At 64.8% G+C, this 17,304-nt stretch carries 11 protein-coding genes and 1 pseudogene; 6 read left to right on the forward strand and 6 right to left on the reverse strand.

Features of this window, described 5'->3' with window-relative positions:
* Nucleotides 1–624: 624 nt before the first annotated feature.
* Nucleotides 625–3,780 carry a CHAT domain-containing protein gene (locus tag ACIQGV_RS37560; RefSeq protein ID WP_402503461.1) on the forward strand — a complete coding sequence of 1,052 codons (3,156 nt, stop codon included), beginning with the start codon at nt 625–627 and terminating at the stop codon, nt 3,778–3,780.
* Nucleotides 3,781–3,782: 2 nt separating this feature from the next.
* On the forward strand, nt 3,783–4,289 hold the full coding sequence (locus ACIQGV_RS37565) for a hypothetical protein (RefSeq protein ID WP_402503463.1): 507 nt from the start codon (nt 3,783–3,785) through the stop codon (nt 4,287–4,289).
* A gap of 59 nt (nt 4,290–4,348) precedes the next feature.
* Here the strand turns inward: ACIQGV_RS37565 and ACIQGV_RS37570 are convergent, their stop codons facing one another.
* The 5 genes from ACIQGV_RS37570 to ACIQGV_RS37590 all read right to left on the reverse strand — a co-directional run bounded on the left by ACIQGV_RS37570 (nt 4,349) and on the right by ACIQGV_RS37590 (nt 11,365).
* The gene (locus ACIQGV_RS37570; protein ID WP_402503465.1) at nt 4,349–4,744 is read right to left on the reverse strand and encodes a hypothetical protein; all 396 of its coding nucleotides are present in this window, start codon (nt 4,742–4,744) and stop codon (nt 4,349–4,351) included.
* Nucleotides 4,744–7,239 carry a hypothetical protein gene (locus ACIQGV_RS37575; protein WP_402503467.1) on the reverse strand — a complete coding sequence of 832 codons (2,496 nt, stop codon included), beginning with the start codon at nt 7,237–7,239 and terminating at the stop codon, nt 4,744–4,746. The genes ACIQGV_RS37570 and ACIQGV_RS37575 overlap by 1 nt, the downstream gene beginning before the upstream one ends.
* The gene (locus ACIQGV_RS37580; protein ID WP_402503469.1) at nt 7,236–9,074 is read right to left on the reverse strand and encodes a hypothetical protein; all 1,839 of its coding nucleotides are present in this window, start codon (nt 9,072–9,074) and stop codon (nt 7,236–7,238) included. Before ACIQGV_RS37580 ends, ACIQGV_RS37575 begins: the two co-directional genes overlap by 4 nt.
* 110 nt (nt 9,075–9,184) lie before the next feature.
* Nucleotides 9,185–10,639: a site-specific integrase gene (locus ACIQGV_RS37585; RefSeq protein ID WP_402503472.1), complete on the reverse strand. Its 1,455-nt coding sequence runs from the start codon at nt 10,637–10,639 to the stop codon at nt 9,185–9,187.
* A 102-nt stretch (nt 10,640–10,741) separates the two neighbouring features.
* A complete protein-coding gene (locus ACIQGV_RS37590; RefSeq protein WP_402503474.1) occupies nt 10,742–11,365 on the reverse strand; it encodes a hypothetical protein in 624 nt (207 codons plus the stop codon).
* A gap of 299 nt (nt 11,366–11,664) precedes the next feature.
* On the opposite strand from ACIQGV_RS37590, the gene ACIQGV_RS37595 reads away from it, so the two are divergent.
* The 4 genes from ACIQGV_RS37595 (at nt 11,665) to ACIQGV_RS37610 (ending at nt 16,033) form a co-directional block, all read left to right on the forward strand.
* The gene (locus tag ACIQGV_RS37595; protein ID WP_402503561.1) at nt 11,665–11,901 is read left to right on the forward strand and encodes a hypothetical protein; all 237 of its coding nucleotides are present in this window, start codon (nt 11,665–11,667) and stop codon (nt 11,899–11,901) included.
* 541 nt (nt 11,902–12,442) lie between these two features.
* Nucleotides 12,443–13,528, forward strand: a complete 1,086-nt coding sequence (locus ACIQGV_RS37600; protein WP_402503476.1) for a dsDNA nuclease domain-containing protein — start codon at nt 12,443–12,445, stop codon at nt 13,526–13,528.
* Nucleotides 13,518–14,099, forward strand: coding sequence for a hypothetical protein (locus ACIQGV_RS37605; RefSeq protein WP_353609202.1), 582 nt, complete (start codon nt 13,518–13,520; stop codon nt 14,097–14,099). Before ACIQGV_RS37600 ends, ACIQGV_RS37605 begins: the two co-directional genes overlap by 11 nt.
* Nucleotides 14,096–16,033 (forward strand): hypothetical protein, encoded by a 1,938-nt coding sequence (locus ACIQGV_RS37610; protein ID WP_402503479.1) that lies wholly within the window; start codon nt 14,096–14,098, stop codon nt 16,031–16,033. Before ACIQGV_RS37605 ends, ACIQGV_RS37610 begins: the two co-directional genes overlap by 4 nt.
* Nucleotides 16,034–16,100: 67 nt before the next feature.
* On the opposite strand, the pseudogene ACIQGV_RS37615 reads toward ACIQGV_RS37610, so the two are convergent.
* Nucleotides 16,101–17,297: pseudogene (locus ACIQGV_RS37615) on the reverse strand (helicase associated domain-containing protein); the annotation flags it as partial.
* Nucleotides 17,298–17,304 lie beyond the last annotated feature (7 nt).

The raw sequence follows: 17,304 nt of genomic DNA on the forward strand, positions 1-17,304 counted from the left end.
CGCCCATCGAATACGAGAACAACCACTACCTCGCAACCACGAAACCCCAGGTCACAACCAACATCTGAGATCTCTACCGAACCCGGAACGGTTCACTCACAGACTTTGCCATCTCTTGCCATCAGTCTGACCAACCGACTGAAGCAGTCAGGCTTGGGAGCCCGACCAGCGCCCTCGGCACACCGACACCGGGAGATCTTTGAATTCACCGGGCTCTGCGTGGGAGTTCACCAGAGCCAGCGGCCACAGCTGCCACCATGATCGAGCGGCACCGCCGACAGATGCATCCAGGTCGCGCCCCGACACGACGGCCAAGTTGTACAGGAGGCCGGTGCGTCGCATGGTGGATGTGAGTGTGAGTTGGCCTCCTGCGGGAGGGAAGTAATGGCCGATTCCCGAGAGTTCTCCTGCCCTAGATGCCATTGGCACCCTCCGTACGCCGGTTCCGTGGCCTTCGTAAGTTTCGATGAAGATCTAACGGGGACCGCCAAGATACTGAGCGGCAGGCCCCTAGAGGCAGCCTGTGAGAATTGCGGCTATCCACACGTAACCTACTCTGGGATAGCCTTCTTTGACCCTGTCGGAAAGTGGTCAGCTGTCCATATCAGTAACGCACCCGAGGAGATGGCAGAAGCGATCGCAGAGGGGATAAGACTGCATTGTAGCGAACCAATCGAAAGTGTTTTCCATAGTTGCCTTGAATCCTATTGTCGAGTCGTAAAGGGGTACATAGGCGATCTCGCCAACAAGGCTCTATCCCCATTCCAGGTTGCACTCCTCCGTGGCCACCTAGATGAATGGGCGGAGAGCGAGGAATCTCAATCTTCTCGGCAGGAAATGTCTGCCGTGTTCCTTGCGGATTCGCACGCAACCCCTCTCGCCAGTGAAACTGATTGGCCTGCCGCCAGTCAACTGCTGCATGCAAGAGTAACGCTCTTTGCAGTTACACGACTGCTGAGTAGTGCAGAGCGGGCAATCAAGGATGACGACAACGTGCTGGATATATTGAATCAGACAGCGCGAGCTGACCTTATTGGCACAGACATCCGCAGTTCACTGCTTCACATACTTGAGGCAACTGACGTACATCCGCTGAGTCGCCTTGCAGCTGGATCAGTTCTTGCTTGGCGTGCCGCTTGTACGGGCGAACCGATGACACCTGACGAAGCATTGGCGTGGGCCAAACAGGCCATACCTGCTCTCATATCAGATCCAGGACAACCAAGGCTAAGAATCGATGACCACACGCTTCAAGAAACACTGGAGACGGTGCATGCCCTGGAAGTTCTGCGATCGTTGCGCACGGTTCACGATTTGCAGAGAGCCGGGAAGAAGTTGCTTGAAATAGGAGTAATAGACTCTGCCGCCCTGCTTGATTCCCTCCCGCTCGGAGAATCTGATGCGATCTCATTGGCTGAAGAAGTTGATGTCGAAGTTCTCGGAACGGCACTTGAAACCCTTGGGAAACGCGGTCTAATCGCCGACGCCATTCGAGTTTATGAGATGCGCCGGAGGGAATTTCTCGGCTCATCAGCGGGAAATCTCGCTACAAAGGAACTGCTGGAGGAGCTCATCATTCACGGCAGGCCGCATGATGCCTTCGTTATTGGATCAAAATACCTCCATGATTCCGGTTCTGACCTCGACTGGTTGCAGGGCGAAGAGGCGGTGATGCTACTCAATGAGTTGGGTAACGCTGCCCGAATACTGAGAGAGTACGAATTGGCCGGGACTCTCTACTCCAGCACACTTGGCAGACTGTCAGAGTTGGACGATGAGTCTCGGAAGCGACTGGCGCCTGTCCTCTTTAGAAACATGGCCGTCGTAATGAGGGAGACGGGCGGAGTCATCCAATGCAGGAATGCTCTGCTTGAACTTTTTACTCAGGAAATGGAACCACAAGAGCGGGCAAAAACTTTGGCCACTTTGGGTACATGCTTTCTCTTGCTGGGGGAAATAGAGAGTGCAGAGCAAGCTTTCGATGAGGGGCTCACAGAAATCGCCCCAAGGGCAGAGATATATCCTGACGTGAGGCTCAATCTTCTCGTTAACTCTTGCCAGACAGCATCGCTGCTGGGGGATAAGGAGAGGGCGAAGCATTGGGCAACTCAAGCTATCGATCTGGCGCAGCAGCTTGGCGATTTCTTTGTTGCCGCCATCGCTGCATCAAATTACGCAACAGCGGTACTGAGCCTTGGCGAGCCCAACGCGAGTGAGGCTGTAGAAGACGCCGAGTCTCGCATCAGAGCGGCAGAAGAGGTTCATAATAATACGCCCTGGATTATGCAACAACTCGAAAGCGCAAAAGCCGATTTGTACTACTATCAAGGTGATTCTGCTCGACTACTTCAAATTGCGGACTCAACGCAGGATTGGCAGATTGCAGTAGCTGCAGCACATGCCTTGCTACTGGATGGAGAAGTCGAGAAGGCTCGCCGAGTGATTACCGGGGCTTGGGATGATGTGCTTGAGTGGCTTGCCGGTGACGACCTAGGCGCGAGCGATGTCAATTTGTTGCGCGGAATGCGTCATCTTCAGGAAGCTGAGGCAACCCTGGCGTCAGCATCTTTTCTGGTAGATAAGTCAACCGGACCGCAGCTTCTGCGAGCCTTTGAATTGTCTTCCGGAATAGCGGGCGGGATGCTGGCTTGGCCGGCGAATGAAAGGAGGAAAGTTGTCGATCTGATTGCTCAGCCAATCCGAATAGTTGAATCGTTGCCAGCAAATTGCCTTACGTTGCTCGGAGTGCAGTCGGCGTGGGCGATTCATATATTCGCCTACGACTCGCGCGAGTGGATGCATGTCGGTGATTGGGATCCGCTTACCGTCAAGAGGTGCAAGGCGGAAGTGGTTGCAATTACAAAGCGCGGCGTTCCTGGAGGGGATCCGTTGCCTCTCAGTGCCGCCTGGACGGAATTTTCGCGGAGACTTGGTGAACTGATTGAGCCAATGCTCGCAGGCCTGAACATGGTTGTTTTCCTTCCGGGGCCACCGCTATCCGGCCTGCCCTTGCATACGATCACCATCGGCGAAGAGCCGTTGTGTCGAAAGGCTCCATTTGCCTATTCCGCAAATTTGATTCAGCTCCTTGGAATTTCTGGTAAGGCGCCGATCGTCGAATCGATAAAGCCAGGTCTTGTCTCCGTGCCGCGGTCCCATGACACCCCGTATGCGATAGATGCTCTTCAATATGGTAGATCGCGATTTATCGGAGCCTTCGAACGGCTGAAGATTCCGGTTGAAGAAGCATGTGAAGGCCAAGCCGCATTGCATAGAATAGAAGAGGTGTTTGAGTGGTCGAATATTGCGCTGCTGAGTTGCCACGGACAAGGGCAGCCGGGCGTAGGTAAACACGGACTACTCATAGCTCACGACGGACAGCTCCCACCCCTTTTGGGCGATACAACCCCTGGCAGCCCGGGTTTTGATTTTCTATGGTCCTGGGATGAAATAGTACCCCCTGTTCCTGACGTAGTGCTTAGTGCGGCTTGTTCTTCGGGTAGTGCGTCATTTGGTATTGGGGGGGAGCGGGTATCGCTTGACCGTAGCTTCATAGCTTCCGGAACTCGCTTCTTTGCAGGTCCTCTCTGGGACGTCGATATTCGGGATGCTCAGACGCTTATGGTCGGGTTGCTTGAGAAACACTTGACTGGAGAGTCTGATTGGGCATCTGCCTGGCATCAGGTAATACTGGAGGTGTCAGGAAATATGGCCCCCGCATCTTGGCAGGCCTTCGTGCTGACGGGTGACTGGAACTGTAGAATAGGACTTCGGGAGTAACGATGATCGAGCTTGTAAAAAGGATCGCCGCCCTTACCGATGAACAAGCGCTTGAGGCTGTGAACCTGCTGGGTGGTCTCGCGCTAGGCGCTACCCCGGAAGAAGATATTCGTTCAACTGTCGCCCAACGGGTTCAAACTGATCCCAGGAGTCTGCAGGAGCATTTGGATCATGCAGATCCGGGTGAGTCTGCTTCTCTCGCGCGAGTGGTGCTCATTGCTTACGCTGCCTATAAATCTCGGGACGAGGTAGAAGAAGCGATATCTCAAACTGGGCAGAAGGCGTTCCTTATTGAGATCGCTGTCATCGGCTTGATAGGGCTAGGCATCCTTCAACTCGTGCAGTCCAAAGGTCGAAAATCTGAGAAACATACCGTGCAGATTGACGTTTCTGCAAATGGTGACGTTACTGTGCGGATAGAGAAGGAGATCACCTACTTTTCATTGGGTGAGACTCTCGGAGGCTTGGCTGCTGAGATCGTTGGTGGTCTCCTTCCTCCTGGCGCTTGAGACTGCCGCGGGTGCTTCGGTCCACTGGTGCCGTCGCGGGCGAGGGTTTCTGTGCGTGCTCAGTCGGCGGAGGGCAAAGGCGCGAGTCTGCGGTCGGTGTCGCGCTTCTTCAGGGCCTGGTTCTCGTGGTAGAGGTTCGCGGTCACCGTCGCCAGAGCGTCGAGCTTGCCGTTGAGTTCGGTGATCTCGGCCTTGGCCGCGCGTAGTTGCCTGCGGAGCTCGGCGATCGTCTCGTCGCGGGCGACTTCGCCGGGCGTGCGCAGGATGGGCCGGGCGACCTTGGCGTCCCACTCGGCGAGGATGTCCTCGGCGCGGTGGACTGTCGCGTGGCTGAGCTGGGCCTCGCGGGCGAGGTTCTCCTTGGTCAGGGCGCCGTCGGTGTGCAGAGGCTGGCCGGCAAGCAGCCGGTCCATGGCCTCGCGGAGTCTGGCGGAACTCGTGGCGGAGACCGGCATTAGGGGGTGACTCCTTCGTGCTGAAGTGCGCGGGTGATGCGCTGGACGTCGGCGAGACGGACAAGGACGGCCTCGCGGCCCGGTGTTGACAGAGAAGGGTCCTTCGCCCTGGTCGTGAGGTCGTCTTCCTCGGCGATCCAGATGGGTGCATGTCGGCGTGTGATCGCGGAGTTGCGGCAGCGGTCGGGCTGGCAGGCGCCGATCAGCGGGGCCGTGCCGCGCTGATCGGCGGGCAGCTGCGTCTGGCACTCAGCCTGCGGGGCGTCGAACATGCAGTGGTTGATGGTGCCCAGGTGCAGGTGGGGGAACTGCTTAGCGAGCAGGGCGGCTTCGGCCCGTTCATCGGCGATCTGCGCCCTCAGCACGGGGTCGTGGTCCATGGCCGTGATGACCTGGTCCAGGCCGGCGTGCAGCCGGTCGGCCCCGGGGCCGACCGCGACCTTCTCGCCTGCGCGGCGGGCTTTGAGCAGGTCGACAAGCCGCAGCGCGGCGGCGTGTTCGAGTTGCTGGTCGAACTCTTTGGCCCACGCGGTGTCCATCTGGGCGTATCCCTGGGTGGTGCAGTTGGCCAGGGCCCGGCTGGCGGCGTGCTTGAGCTGGAGGCCGAGGGCGATCTCGGAGTCCGGTTCACGGCCGGTGATCACCGACATGGTGCGGCGGAACATGTGCGAGCGGACGTGCGCGGTGGGGATGAGGTGCAGACCGTAGGCGTCGGCGTTGGCGTTGACGCGCTCAATGAAGTAGTCGATGTCGTCCGCGGCGATGATGCCCCTGCTGCCGCGGTTCTTCTTGCCGCGGGGCGGCTTCAGGCTTGCGAACAGGTGGGTTGGGTGCCAGGACAGCTGCTGGGCGACGGCGATGGCCTCGGCGACCGGCTCGATGATCCACCAGAACGACTCGGGCCGTTCCGGGTCGTGCTTGACCTTGGTGGATTTGATGGCCGGGGAGCCGTAGTAGGTGGTCAGGGCGCCGCGCTGGATCTCCTGTACTTCCGAATCGCGCATCAGGCTCATCGCGGTGACGAAGACGTAGCAGGCGGCCCGGAGCATGCGCAGTTCGACGGTCAGCTCGGACTGGGTGATGTGTGTGCGCCAGGGCCGGGTGGTGCCGTCCTTCCGCAAGGTGAGGGCGGCGTCGGGGCAGGGCGTCGGAAGTGACCAGTAGCGGTTGGCGGCCATCACCGTTGTTCGCCCTGACGCGACCGCCCCCTCGACGAGCCGGCGCCGGGCCCGTCCCGAGGCCGCGTGCGAGGTGAAGCGGTCGCCGGTCGGAATGCCCCAGATGAGACGGGCAAGAGTGCTCCAGATGACCGTTCCGGCCCGGCCGACGCCGTCGTCGGCCGACCGGACGGGAACGCGGTTGTCGGCCTGGGCCAGCCATTGCCGGAGCTCTTCGTCGATCACGGCGGCGGACGGGCGGGCGGCGGTGGGAACATGGCGGGGAGCATTCACCATGGCTCTGGCGACCTTTCCTCGGACGGCCAGAGTGCGGCCCTGGTCTACCACGGCGAGGACGGCCGCCCGGCGGGCCAGGGCGCGTGCGCGCGGCGAGCCGCTGTGGGTGTCGAAGATGCTCTGCTGCTGCCCGGTCGTGATCAGCTCGCTGAGCACGGTCCAGACGGGTTCGCCGGACTTGCTGCCCGGCCGGTTGACGGCGTGCACCGGGACGCGGTTGTCCGGGTCGGCCAGCCAGGCCGCGATCTGGGAGTCGGTGGCGTCAGCGGTCCTGGCGACGTGCCGACGGGGTAGCGCCCCCTGGCCGAGGTCCACGGCCCGGCGCTCGAACTGCTCCTTCCAGCGCAGAATATCGGGGGCGAAGGTGTGCACGTAGGTCCAGGCGGCGCGGATCAGGGGCCACCAGGTCTGCGGCGGGATCGTCGGAGTTGCCAGCGCAGCCTCGCCCAGGGCGGCGTTGAGCACCGCTTGCCGTCCGATCTCGGCGGCGGAGCGGCCGTCCCAGGGGTCGTCGAACGGTGTGACGCCGGTGACGACGGCAGCGAGATCCCGCAGGGTGCGGACGGCGCCCACGTGGTTGGCCACCGTCGCCTCGCCGACCGTCGCGGCCAGCTCGTCTAGGAACAACTGCCAGGTGGCCGCGGGCCAGTGGCCTGGGCCCGTCCCAAGACCCCGCTTCCGGCCCCACCTCAAGATCACGCGGAGCTTCTGGCAGCACATCTTGACCGTGGGAAAGGCCACTGGCTCGGCCGAACGGTAGATAGCTGCCTGCCGCAGCACTCGGTGGGTGGGGTTGAACTGGGCGAACGCCACCTCCCGAAGTTGCAGGGTGATCAGCTCGTCTTCCGGAGCGAAGTGGATCCGGTAGCGGGTCGGGGGCAGGTTGGACGGGCGGCCGACGCAGTCACCGGACCAGAAGACGCTGTCGCCGAAGCGCGGGACGCTGATGCCCGCGACGAGCTGGTAACCCGGGCCGAAGACCGGCTCGTCGTCGGGGAAGTGAGCCGACGCGGCCGGCTGGAGGGCAGGCTGAGGGGTCATCGGCCGAACTCCGTTCGCTGTCCCAGCGGCAGGTCAAGACGCAGGCCGAGATCGGTGACCTGCTGACGTGCGGCGGGCAGCAGGTCGGCGCACTCCGCGAAGACCTCGTTCAGCGCGGCCGCCTGCCGGCCCCAGACGGCCTGCCACTGCGGCGGAGGAAGAGCGGCCCGCATCCGCTCGATGTGGTCGGACAGCATCAGCAGCCGCGGCAGCTGCGAGGTGAAGATCACCGCGTTGCGGCAGAGCATGCACATCGCCGGCGCGACATGGCATACCTTGCCGTCGCTGCGATGCGGCGAGTCGTAGGGGTCACGGCAGTGTGTGAGCCCCATGTCCAGATCGCCGGTGCCGATCGCCTTCGCCTGGGCCGAACTCAGGCCCAGCGACTGGGCGACCTCCGGCTCCTCCAGCCGGGGTACGGCGGCGGCGTCGATGAGCACCGGCTTGTCGGTGACGCGCTCAAAGACCCACTGCTGGGACCGGTTGATGGCCCGGCCCGCCAGGACGTGTGAGGTCGTGCCGGGGGCGTAGTGGCCGCGGTAGATCTCGATGTGGTGGTCGTCGCCGGCCAGGTCGGTTAGCGACCCGCCCAGGGCCACCGCGCGGACCACCTTGGCCGTCTTGCGCAGGCGCCGGACATCGTGCGGCTCGGAGATGGCCAGCGGGCTCCCGCTGCTGTCGCGCTGGGAGGTGATCCAATGGGTGAACCGCCGTTTGTCGTGGGTGAATTCGGCGCATAAAGTGCCGAGTCCGCCGGTTTCCTTGCGGTAGTCCACCGCCAGGAACAGCCACGGTTCGCAGGCGAACGCCTCCCGGGCCAGGTTCGTGACGGCCAGCAGACGCCGGAGCAGCCCAGGCACGTCCCAGGCGCCCGCCCCGGCGAAGTACGCCCCCGCCTCGACCGGCGGGGCGGGCTGTTCAGGGTGCAGGTCGGCCCGGATGCGGCCGGCCCGCAGCTTCTGCTGGACCAGCCGCACCCCGCCGTCGGTGAATTCGATGTCGCCGGCCTTGAGATCGTGCAGTTCCTCCGGTGTGGTGTCGGACATGCCCAGCAGGAGCAGGACCCGGAAAGCGTGCAGGTCCATTTCGGCGGCGCACAGCATGCGCCCCAGAGCGCGGACCAGGGCCCGGACACCGGGACGCCGACTCCTGCCGTCGTCCGTCCAGGCGGGCAGCAGGTCGCGGATCTCCAGCGGCCACCACTTGGGCTCGGACGGCAGTTCCCGCTTCAGGACCTTCGAGGTGATCATTCCGGCGCGGGCGGCCCAGAGCAGGTTGGGCACGCTCCGCCAGCCGCCGTCGCGGGGGTCCACCCCGGTGGCCAGCAGCCCCTTCCCGTGGGCGAGCCGGGTCTCCGTCGCCCGTACTTGGTTCCGGGCCGCATCCCGCAGGGCGATCCGCTCGGCGTTGGGGAACTCATCCAGCGGCTTGCCGCGCGGAGCGCGAAAGGCGGTGGGGGCCTGGGCGCGGGCCTTCAGCTTCTCGCCGACCCGCCCTCCCGCCGAGGCGCGTTGCTCGATCAGGGCCAGCAGGGCCTTGACCAGCGTGTAAGGGTGCTTAGACTGCGGAAACTCCCGGCGCAGGGCCTCCTCCCAGGCGTAGATCACCTCGACGAGGTCGATTTCATCACCATCGAGCCGGGCGCCGACCGGATCCAGGCCGAGCGTCGGTGTGTACTCGTCAGTGAAGGTGGCGAACTTCCTCACGGCGCTGCCGTAGTTGGCGCCGCCATCGCCGATCCCCAGGGCGCGAGTGATCTTCACCCATTCGTCGGCGAGCTGGGCCGCCAGAACCGAGCACCGGTAGTCGGCGGGGTTGATGCTGTGCTGCCTCACCCTGCCCCGGCGTTCGGAGGTGAGAACCCGGTTGCCAGCGTGATCCAGAGCGGGCCTCGGCGGCGGAACGTCGGCGCGGACGCGAACCTTGCGTTCTCCCCGGCGGGCCATCACGCGGCCCCCGCCCCGACCAGCGCGGCCGCGTAGTCGGCGTAGGTCTTGTCCTGATCGTGCCACTCCGCGATCGCCTGGCTGACCAGCAGGTTCGTGGTGCGGATGTAGGTGAGATACCGAAGTGTGGAACTCGGGCGACGGTGGCCCAGCAACCGCTGCAGGATGAGCAGCGGATTCCGGGAGAGGTGATCGGTAAGGTAGGCCGCGTGCCCGCCGCCAGCCAGCCGCTCTGACTCCTCCCTCAAGATCAGCTGCGTCAGCATCTGCAGCATGTAGATCGCGAACGTGTGGCGCGTGTCGTGGATCCGTAGCCGGGACGGCATCACCAGGTCGCACGCGTGCTCGTCACTGATCCGCAGGCTCCGCAGATGAGCCTCGTCAAAGATCTGCTCCCAGCGCTGCTTCGACGGCATCCGCCCGCCGCGGCCGACGAACAAGGCCATCGGCTCCAGGCCGTGATCGCCCTCGATGACGGCTAGCCGGCGGAGCTCGGCGGGCATCGCCTCGACGCGGAAGTTCCGCCGCCGCCCGTTGAGGATGCCGCGGAGCTTCATTTGCCGAAGGTCGATGTCGTCGACGACGAACAGCTCATGGCGGCGCCGGCCAAGTGCCTTCGCCGAAGCCCTCACCATCGCGGCCCGCTCGGTCCGGCGATACAGATCAAGCTCCTGCAGCGTCGCGTGCTGGACGGCCACCATCCGTGGCAGCCCGAACTTGGCGATCGCCTGCAACAACACCTCGGCCGGGGAAGCGTCCCGGCGCGGCGGGCCGACCTCGATGTCCAGCAGGCAACTGAACTCCCGCAGCCGCATCCCCGTCGTGACCGCCAACTCAGCGGCCGCGCTGTTGCGCAGCGGAGAGCGCACCCTAAAGGCCGGGTCGATCGGGCCGTCGGGCAGGTAGCCGCGCAACCCCACCTGCTTGAGGAACCGCCACTGCCGCCAGGTCAGGTGCCGCACATTCAGCTCGGTCGTCGCGCCCCAGGCGAGCACGTCCCGGCCGCCTCGGCGCCGGAAGTACGGACGCCGCTCGAGCAGCCTCTCCTGTACGGCCCAGTCGTAGAAGTTGTTGATCGTCGCCCGGCGCCTTCGCCACGTAGCCGGCTTGTCCGGCGCTTCACGGTGCGCGGTGCAGTCCTCCCGGTAGGCCACCAGATCGTCCTCCGTGGCCGACAACAGGTCCGTCGGCACTGGGAGCTGGTCCAGGAAGTCGACCAGGTCCAGCGCGTCGTACGCGTAGTCCTCCAGGGACTTGGGCTTCAGCGACTTCGACAGCTCAAGGAAGAACGAGCACAGCGGCTCCGCCGGACGCATGTCGGAGCCGAGGAAGAACGGCGTGCCCTCCTTCACCGCCCCAGGCCTCTGTACGTACGCCTCGGCATCGAGATCGACCCCAGCTGGCGCCTCGTAGTAGCGACGCACCTTGCTGGGTGACGCAAAGAAGTGGTGCACCCCAACTCCTCCTGAGACAACGAGAGGTGGGGGAACCTAACAGCTGGTCTGTCCGGCCGTACCGGCTTCGGAGGAACCCTGAGACAAGCAGAATCCCTTGTCCTAACGCAGCTGCTCCCAGTCGACCTCGGGGTGGGCGGGGACGACCGCGTCGACGGACGCCGTGGTGTAAAGCGCGACGTCGACGGCCCCGGCCCGGCTCGTGCCGAAGCGGACCTCGATCGACTGCGGTGAGCGGACCCAGCCGAGCCTGACCATGTGGTCGAAGTCGGCACGGCGCACCCCGAGCCGGGCGGCGCCTTGCTCGGGCCCCAGTGGGGTGTCGGCGGCGACCAGGTCCGCCAGGTCCTCGCGGCGGCAGACCTCCGCGACCTGGCCAGGGTGGTGCAGCGTCCCGTCCGGGTTCGCGCTCAGGTCGACCAGCAGGCCGCGGTCGACGAACCGCCGCACCACGAAGGCCGTGACGTTCGCCTTCTCGCCGATCACGTTCGGGGTGCCGAGCGCGTCGGCGATCCGGTCCGCCGCTGCGCCGCCGCCGATCGGCGCGGACGGCATCGCGGCCCGGATGGCGTCGGCGTCCAGCGCCTCCACAGCGGCCCGGGACCACTGGTAGGACGACGCGTCCGGGTCGGGGATGAGGCCGGTGTGCCGGGCCCACCGGAAGGCCGCTGCGGGCACCTTCAGGCGCTTGGCGGCCTGGCTCGCGTCGTACTCGGTTCGTCGCATGAGATCACCTCTCGCTCGTTCGCCGGAAGCGGCGGACAGAACATGACAGAAGGCATGAAAAGCTGTCAATGCCCCCTGGAAATAGGCAAGTTGGACGCGCACAGCTAGGACTGCGCCCGCGTACGCGAAGGAAAATCACCCGCCCGGGTGCCGCTCCAGACCGGGCCGGACCGCCGCGATGGGAGCCGACCACAGGCCCGACCATGAGGCCGACCACGCCGGTCGCGACCCCCGCCCACGGCGACGGACGGGACGTGTTCGAAGTGACACATAATTCGAACAAGCGATCTAACGCCGATATGGACGTGACCGACTTCCCCGACGACCTGGTGCAGACGCAAGCCGCCTGGAACGCCACCTACCAAGAGCTCGCCGCACCCCGTCCCCGCGACACCACCGCCCTGCGCCGCCGCCTGCTGCTCCTGTCCGTACGGCTGCGGTGGCACCCCTACTGGGAAACCGTCCCCGCGGTGCTGGCGGCACGCTCCGAGCTGCGCCACCTCGCCCGCGTCCACGGAGCCGTCCGGGCCGCGTGACCGGTGGCCCCAGTCGCCCAGGAGCACGAGGTTGCGCCAAGGGTTGCGCCTATCTGTTGCGCTGGATGGTTCGCCAAGGGTTGCGCTAGGTGTTGCGCGGTCCGCAGGACCGTTCCCTTGTCCGTGCAGGTCACCACGCGGTTCTGCCGTGGTCCGCCCGCTGACATCCCCGTTGCTGCCGCTCTGCCCATGTCCCTTGGCTGGTGTGAAGGAGTAAGGGACGGGTGGCGCGGCCGGGGATCGGGGCGCGCTCAGCCGGTTGCGCGTCGGCCGGGGCCGCCGCGCCTCGCCGCCGTCAGCCCGGCGGCAGAGGCCGGGACGGAAGTCGCCGGCGCCTTGGTGAGGTTCTCCCGGCCACCGAGCCCCATCAAGAGCAGTGGGGTGGGTAACTTTGTCGCTGAGCGTCAAGCGTATTGCCACACTCTGTTACTCGGTGGTGTACTGGGCCGCCTTGGATGATCTAGGGGGGTGTGGGTGCGAGCCACAGGGTCGTCAGCCAGTTCTGTGTCTCCTTACGGGCACCTGACTCATCGGGGCGCCGATGTCTGCAGCGCCGGCTGACGGCGGACGCCGAAGTCGGCGCGGCTTCGCCTACCAAGACGCGGTGACGCTTCTGGACTGCCTGGACATGCATGAGGGCATGTGGACTCAGGTCTCATGGGAGGACCTGGAAGACATCGTCTGCAGGAATGGTGACGCGCCCGCATACCGTCAGGTGAAGACCATCGAAGAAGCCGGCAAGCGGCACAGTGTCGCCAACGTGTGCGCACCGGACATTCCGAAGAAGCCGGAGACGAGCTACCTGGGAAAGCTGTTCCTCGGGAAACCTCTCCCAGCCGAGACCCGGTTCACCTTCATCGTCAACGAGAGTCCGCAGGCCGACTTCCATGCGTTCGTCGTCGATCGCGGACAGCAGCGTGGTCCTGTCCCGTCGCAGATTCGTGATGACATCATTGTTCGGCTCAAAGGCGTGGACCTTCCCGAAGGCCGCGACATCGGCTGGTGCGTCGACCGTCTAGAGGTCCTTGTTGAGGGCCGCACGATCGAGCAGGTTGAGGACAGGGCTCTACGTCGGCTCGGACCGATCGTGACGAAGATCTTGGGGCAGCCGCCCTTGACTACTGACATCGAAGACGTCCTGGTCTGGCTCGGAGTTCGCATCGCACGCGACGCGCTTGCTCCAATACCACGCAAAGTGGGCACCAGTGACTTCCAAGACATGCTCCATGAAGCGATAACACGGGCCACCGGGCGAAGGCCGGACGGAAGCACTGCGCCTCTCACGAAACTCACTGAGAAGCTCGCGGTCGCCGGGATCCCGGCAGAAGAGGCGTCAGGGCATCTGGACAACGCGCTGAAGTACCGTCGTGCCTGGCGTGCCAGCCTCGGCCCAGCCCGCGAGGCGATGGACGCCTTCGCCGACGAAGTCCACGCCATCTGCTCACGCGTCATGGCTGAGCGACGCGCCGGACGCATCCCCGCTGGCTCAGAGGCATACATCGAGACCCTGACCCGCGTAGAAGGCCTCCCCGCGGTGAGTAGCGGCACCGTGTCCCTCGCTCGAGCTCACGCCGTACTTGCGGACATCACCGCTCGCTGCCAGAACCGGTACGCCGATGCTTCATAGCATCGGCGCGAGCGCCATCCCGCCACCCCACCGGCCATGGGACCCCGACGACTCGCCAGACTTCCACGCCTCCCGGCTACTGCTCCTGGTTGCCGAGTGCGGCAGCGACCCCGGTCCTCATATCGCCGGCCGCACCAAGCTCGCGAAGCTCGACTTCTTCCTGCGCTACCCGGCTTTCCTCGAGCGCGCACACACGGAACTCGCCGACACCTTGAGCGGACAGGCTGCCTTCCGCGCATCGATGCCCGAGGAGGTAGAGGCCCCGATGATCCGGTACCGGTTCGGTCCCTGGGATCCCCGCTACCGCCAGTTCCTGGCCTTCCTCATGGCCCGCGGTCTCATCACGATCACCACCAGCCATAGACCAGAGCGCGTCCGATTGACCTCGGCCGGAAAGCGAGCGGCCGCAGCGCTGGCGGACATGGACGAGTTCCACCCCATCGTCACTCGATGCCGCGCCATGAGGGACAACCTGGCGCAGTGGTCCGGGACCGATCTCAAGAACCTCGTCTACCAACTCTTCCCCGAGGAAGTGGCGGACCTCGCCTACAACCAGGAGATCAGGCCATGACGACGCCCCCGACATCCTCCCGCAAAGGGCTACGAGTCGAGTCGGTCACGCTGGTGCACACGTCGGGCGAGATGGATACGTACGCATTCAACACCGCTGGCCTCAGCATTCTGTCTGGCGTCAGGAACAGCTCGAAGACCACCACGCTCAAGGCCATCGACTACTGTCTCGGCAACCGGGACAGCCCGACCGAGGCCCTGAAGGCGGCCGTCGCCGACGAGTACGTAGAGGTCAGCATCGAACTGACCCTGGACGGCACTCCAACAGAAATCCGGCGCAGCCTCCAGTACGGACGCCAGAACAAGGTCGTACTGGACGGCGACGAATTCCCTGTCGGCGAGTTCTCCGACCGCATCCTGCACAAGCTTGGCTGGCCGATCCTTAGTATTCCCAAAGGCATCCAGGCCACCACCGCCACCGAGCTCACACCTCTGACGTTCCGCAGCGTGCTGCGGCACATCTACCGCAACGAGGACTCGTGGACTCAGTTCGCTGACAAGGAACAAGAGTTTCTGAGGCGAGCCGTCATCAGCTACCTCTTGGGTTTCGCCCCCACCAGGTACAGCAACCACGACTTCGAGCTTGCGGCAGCACAACGCCGACTCGCACAGGCGCAGGCGGCCGAACGAGAGGTGCATGACAGCACAGACCGAGCCGTCGCAGCCGTCTGCGAGAACCTGCATCTGCCGACCCCCAGGAGCGAGCAGCAGGTCAACTCCATCAGAACCGACTTGCGGGCCGAGCTCGACGCGGTTGTCAGGCAACGTTCCCAGCTGACCAGCGAAGTGGAGCAGCTTGTTGCCGGACGACGCCAAGAAGGCGACGCCGGGGCAGTGAGCCATGGCTACGACGCCACCTTGTCGCAGCAGTACGAGCAGGCGACCCAGAACCTCACGAGCACCGCCGAGACCGTCGCCGGCCTCGAGCAGGTCCTGGCTGCCCACATGCAGTCTCACAACACGGTCCGGGCAGAGATCGCCCGCATGGAACGCCTTCTCGCCTCCGTCGACATCTTCGACAGCCTGCCGGTGCGCCTGTGTCCTGCCTGCGAGCAGAAGATCGACATCCATCGCGATCACCCAGAGGGCACTTGCTACGTCTGCACCCAGCCAGTGACCGAGGACCAGCGCAGACGACGCGGAGAACTAGAGAAGCGGTCCCTGGCCGCAGAGGCCGACGACCTCCAGGAAGTCATCGCCCGAACCAGCCACGACCTCGACCAAGCAAAAACCGACCACCGGCACGCCCAGAGCACCCATCAAGACATCGCCAGGCAGCTGAACGTCGACCGGGCCGCCCGCCTCGCACCGTTCATGGCCAGACTCGAAGAGATGGCCGCCCAGGCCGCCGCCCTGGAACAAAAACTCATGGCGCTGCCCGCCATCGAGCAGATGCTCACCCGCAAGACTGCCGCCACGCAGACGAGCCAGGCGGCCGAAGACAGACTGAACCGACTGAAGCAGCAACTCGATGAAACCCCCACCACAGGGAGAACGCCCATCGACCGCTGCGCCCTGTTCGCTGATCGGATGAACGAATTCCTCAACCGCCACCGTGACGATGTCTGGGTGGCAGGGAATGTGGCGATCAGCGCGGACGACCTGACCTTCTACGTCGGGACCCGCCCCTGGAGCCAAGTTCTCGGAGCCGAAGCGCGAGTGCTGTTCTTCCTCGCCTACAGCAGGGCCCTACTGTTCCTGGCCAGGGACCTGGGGGACGACTGCCCTTACCCGGGATTCCTCATGCTCGACAACCCCTTCCAGCAGGGAATCGCAAGCGACGTCGTTCACGAAGTTCTCCGTGACATTGCCGATGCCGCCCAAGCCACCGGCGCACAGGTGATTTCCACGCAGGCCGTACCAGTACCACGTCTCTCCCCTGGCATCGAACAGATCATTATGCCGAACACCTACATCGGCGAACCCGAGGGCTGACGGCCACATCTGGACAAGGAGGGGCAGGCCGCCTGGCGCTTCACGACCGGCTTCCTCCTGTCCTGTCTTACGCCCATTCGACACCCAACTTTCGGAGCGCGACCAGCTGTTCTTCGGTGAGCTTGTCCCGCCTGGCCTTGGTGTTGCTGTACCAGATGCCGAGCTTGGTTTCGGTCCCGTCGGGCAAGGTCTCCACCGCCTTCCGGGGCACAGGGCGGCCGCCTTCCCGCTCTACCCACTGCGCGAGGGCCGCCAGGCCCCGCTGGAACGCCTGCTGCGCCTTGCCCTGCCCCTTCGTCGCACCCTTGGCGGCCGGGGCGGGAGACGGCGCCTCCACGGGCGTGACGCCCAGCTGGGACAGCCGCTCCTGCTGCTTGGGCAGGAGCCGCGCCCAGATGGCCGGCTGCTTCTGCTGCTGGAGCCACTTGCCGATGTCGTCGCCGTCCATCAACACGCCGGGTGCGATGTCGGGCAGCTGGCCGTCGGCGTCGACCAGGTCCGCCAGGACGCGGTAGTGGCGCTGCCAGTCCAGCGGCCACGGGCAGTCCCAGGCCGGGTCGATCTCCGTCAGCTGCGCCGCGCGCACGGCGGCCCGCTCCGGGTCCTTGCCCAGGTCGTTCTTCGCTCCCTTCCGCCGGAGATTGGCCATGTGCTGCCCGACGGGCACCATCGCCTCGCCCTCGCCCCACACCGCGTCCTGACGCGGCGCGAGGTGCCCCGTGGTCCGCCGGTAGGACCGGAGCGCGGCCAGCTTGGCCTCCCACGCCTCCTCACCCGGCTCCCAGACCATCCCGGCCTCCGGCGCGTCCAGGAGCGTCTTGCGCCGCTCCTCCAGCTCACCCGCCCGCAGGGCCTTGCGCTGCTGGTGCACCCACCGCCCGAGGGGGAAGCCCTTGGTGACGCCGACCTCGACCTCAACGTCATAGGGCACGGCGGAGACGCCGGTGATCTCGTTCTCCGCGCGCCAGCGGATCAGGGCCTGGTAGCTATCCAGCCACACCAGCGACTCCGGCCGGTAGACCCGGGTGCGCAGGAACGCGGCGATCGTCCCCGCATCGCGGGGAGAGGAGAAGTGGAGCAGGGCGGACTCGGCAGCGGCGTCGGTGTCGTCCTGCTCCTGGTCCTCGCCGTCGCCCTCGCCGCCAGCCCCGACGATTCGCCCGTCCTCATCGCGCTGGAGGTGGACCTTGCGCTTGCCGCTGGTGAGGGCGCGGGAGGCGAGTTGCTCGACGAGTCGTTCATCAGGACTGCGCAGGCCCTTTATCTCAGGG

Origin of the sequence: Streptomyces sp. NPDC093094, from assembly GCF_044754345.1 — a bacterium.
In the GTDB taxonomy this organism is placed as follows: Bacteria; Actinomycetota; Actinomycetes; order Streptomycetales; family Streptomycetaceae; genus Streptomyces.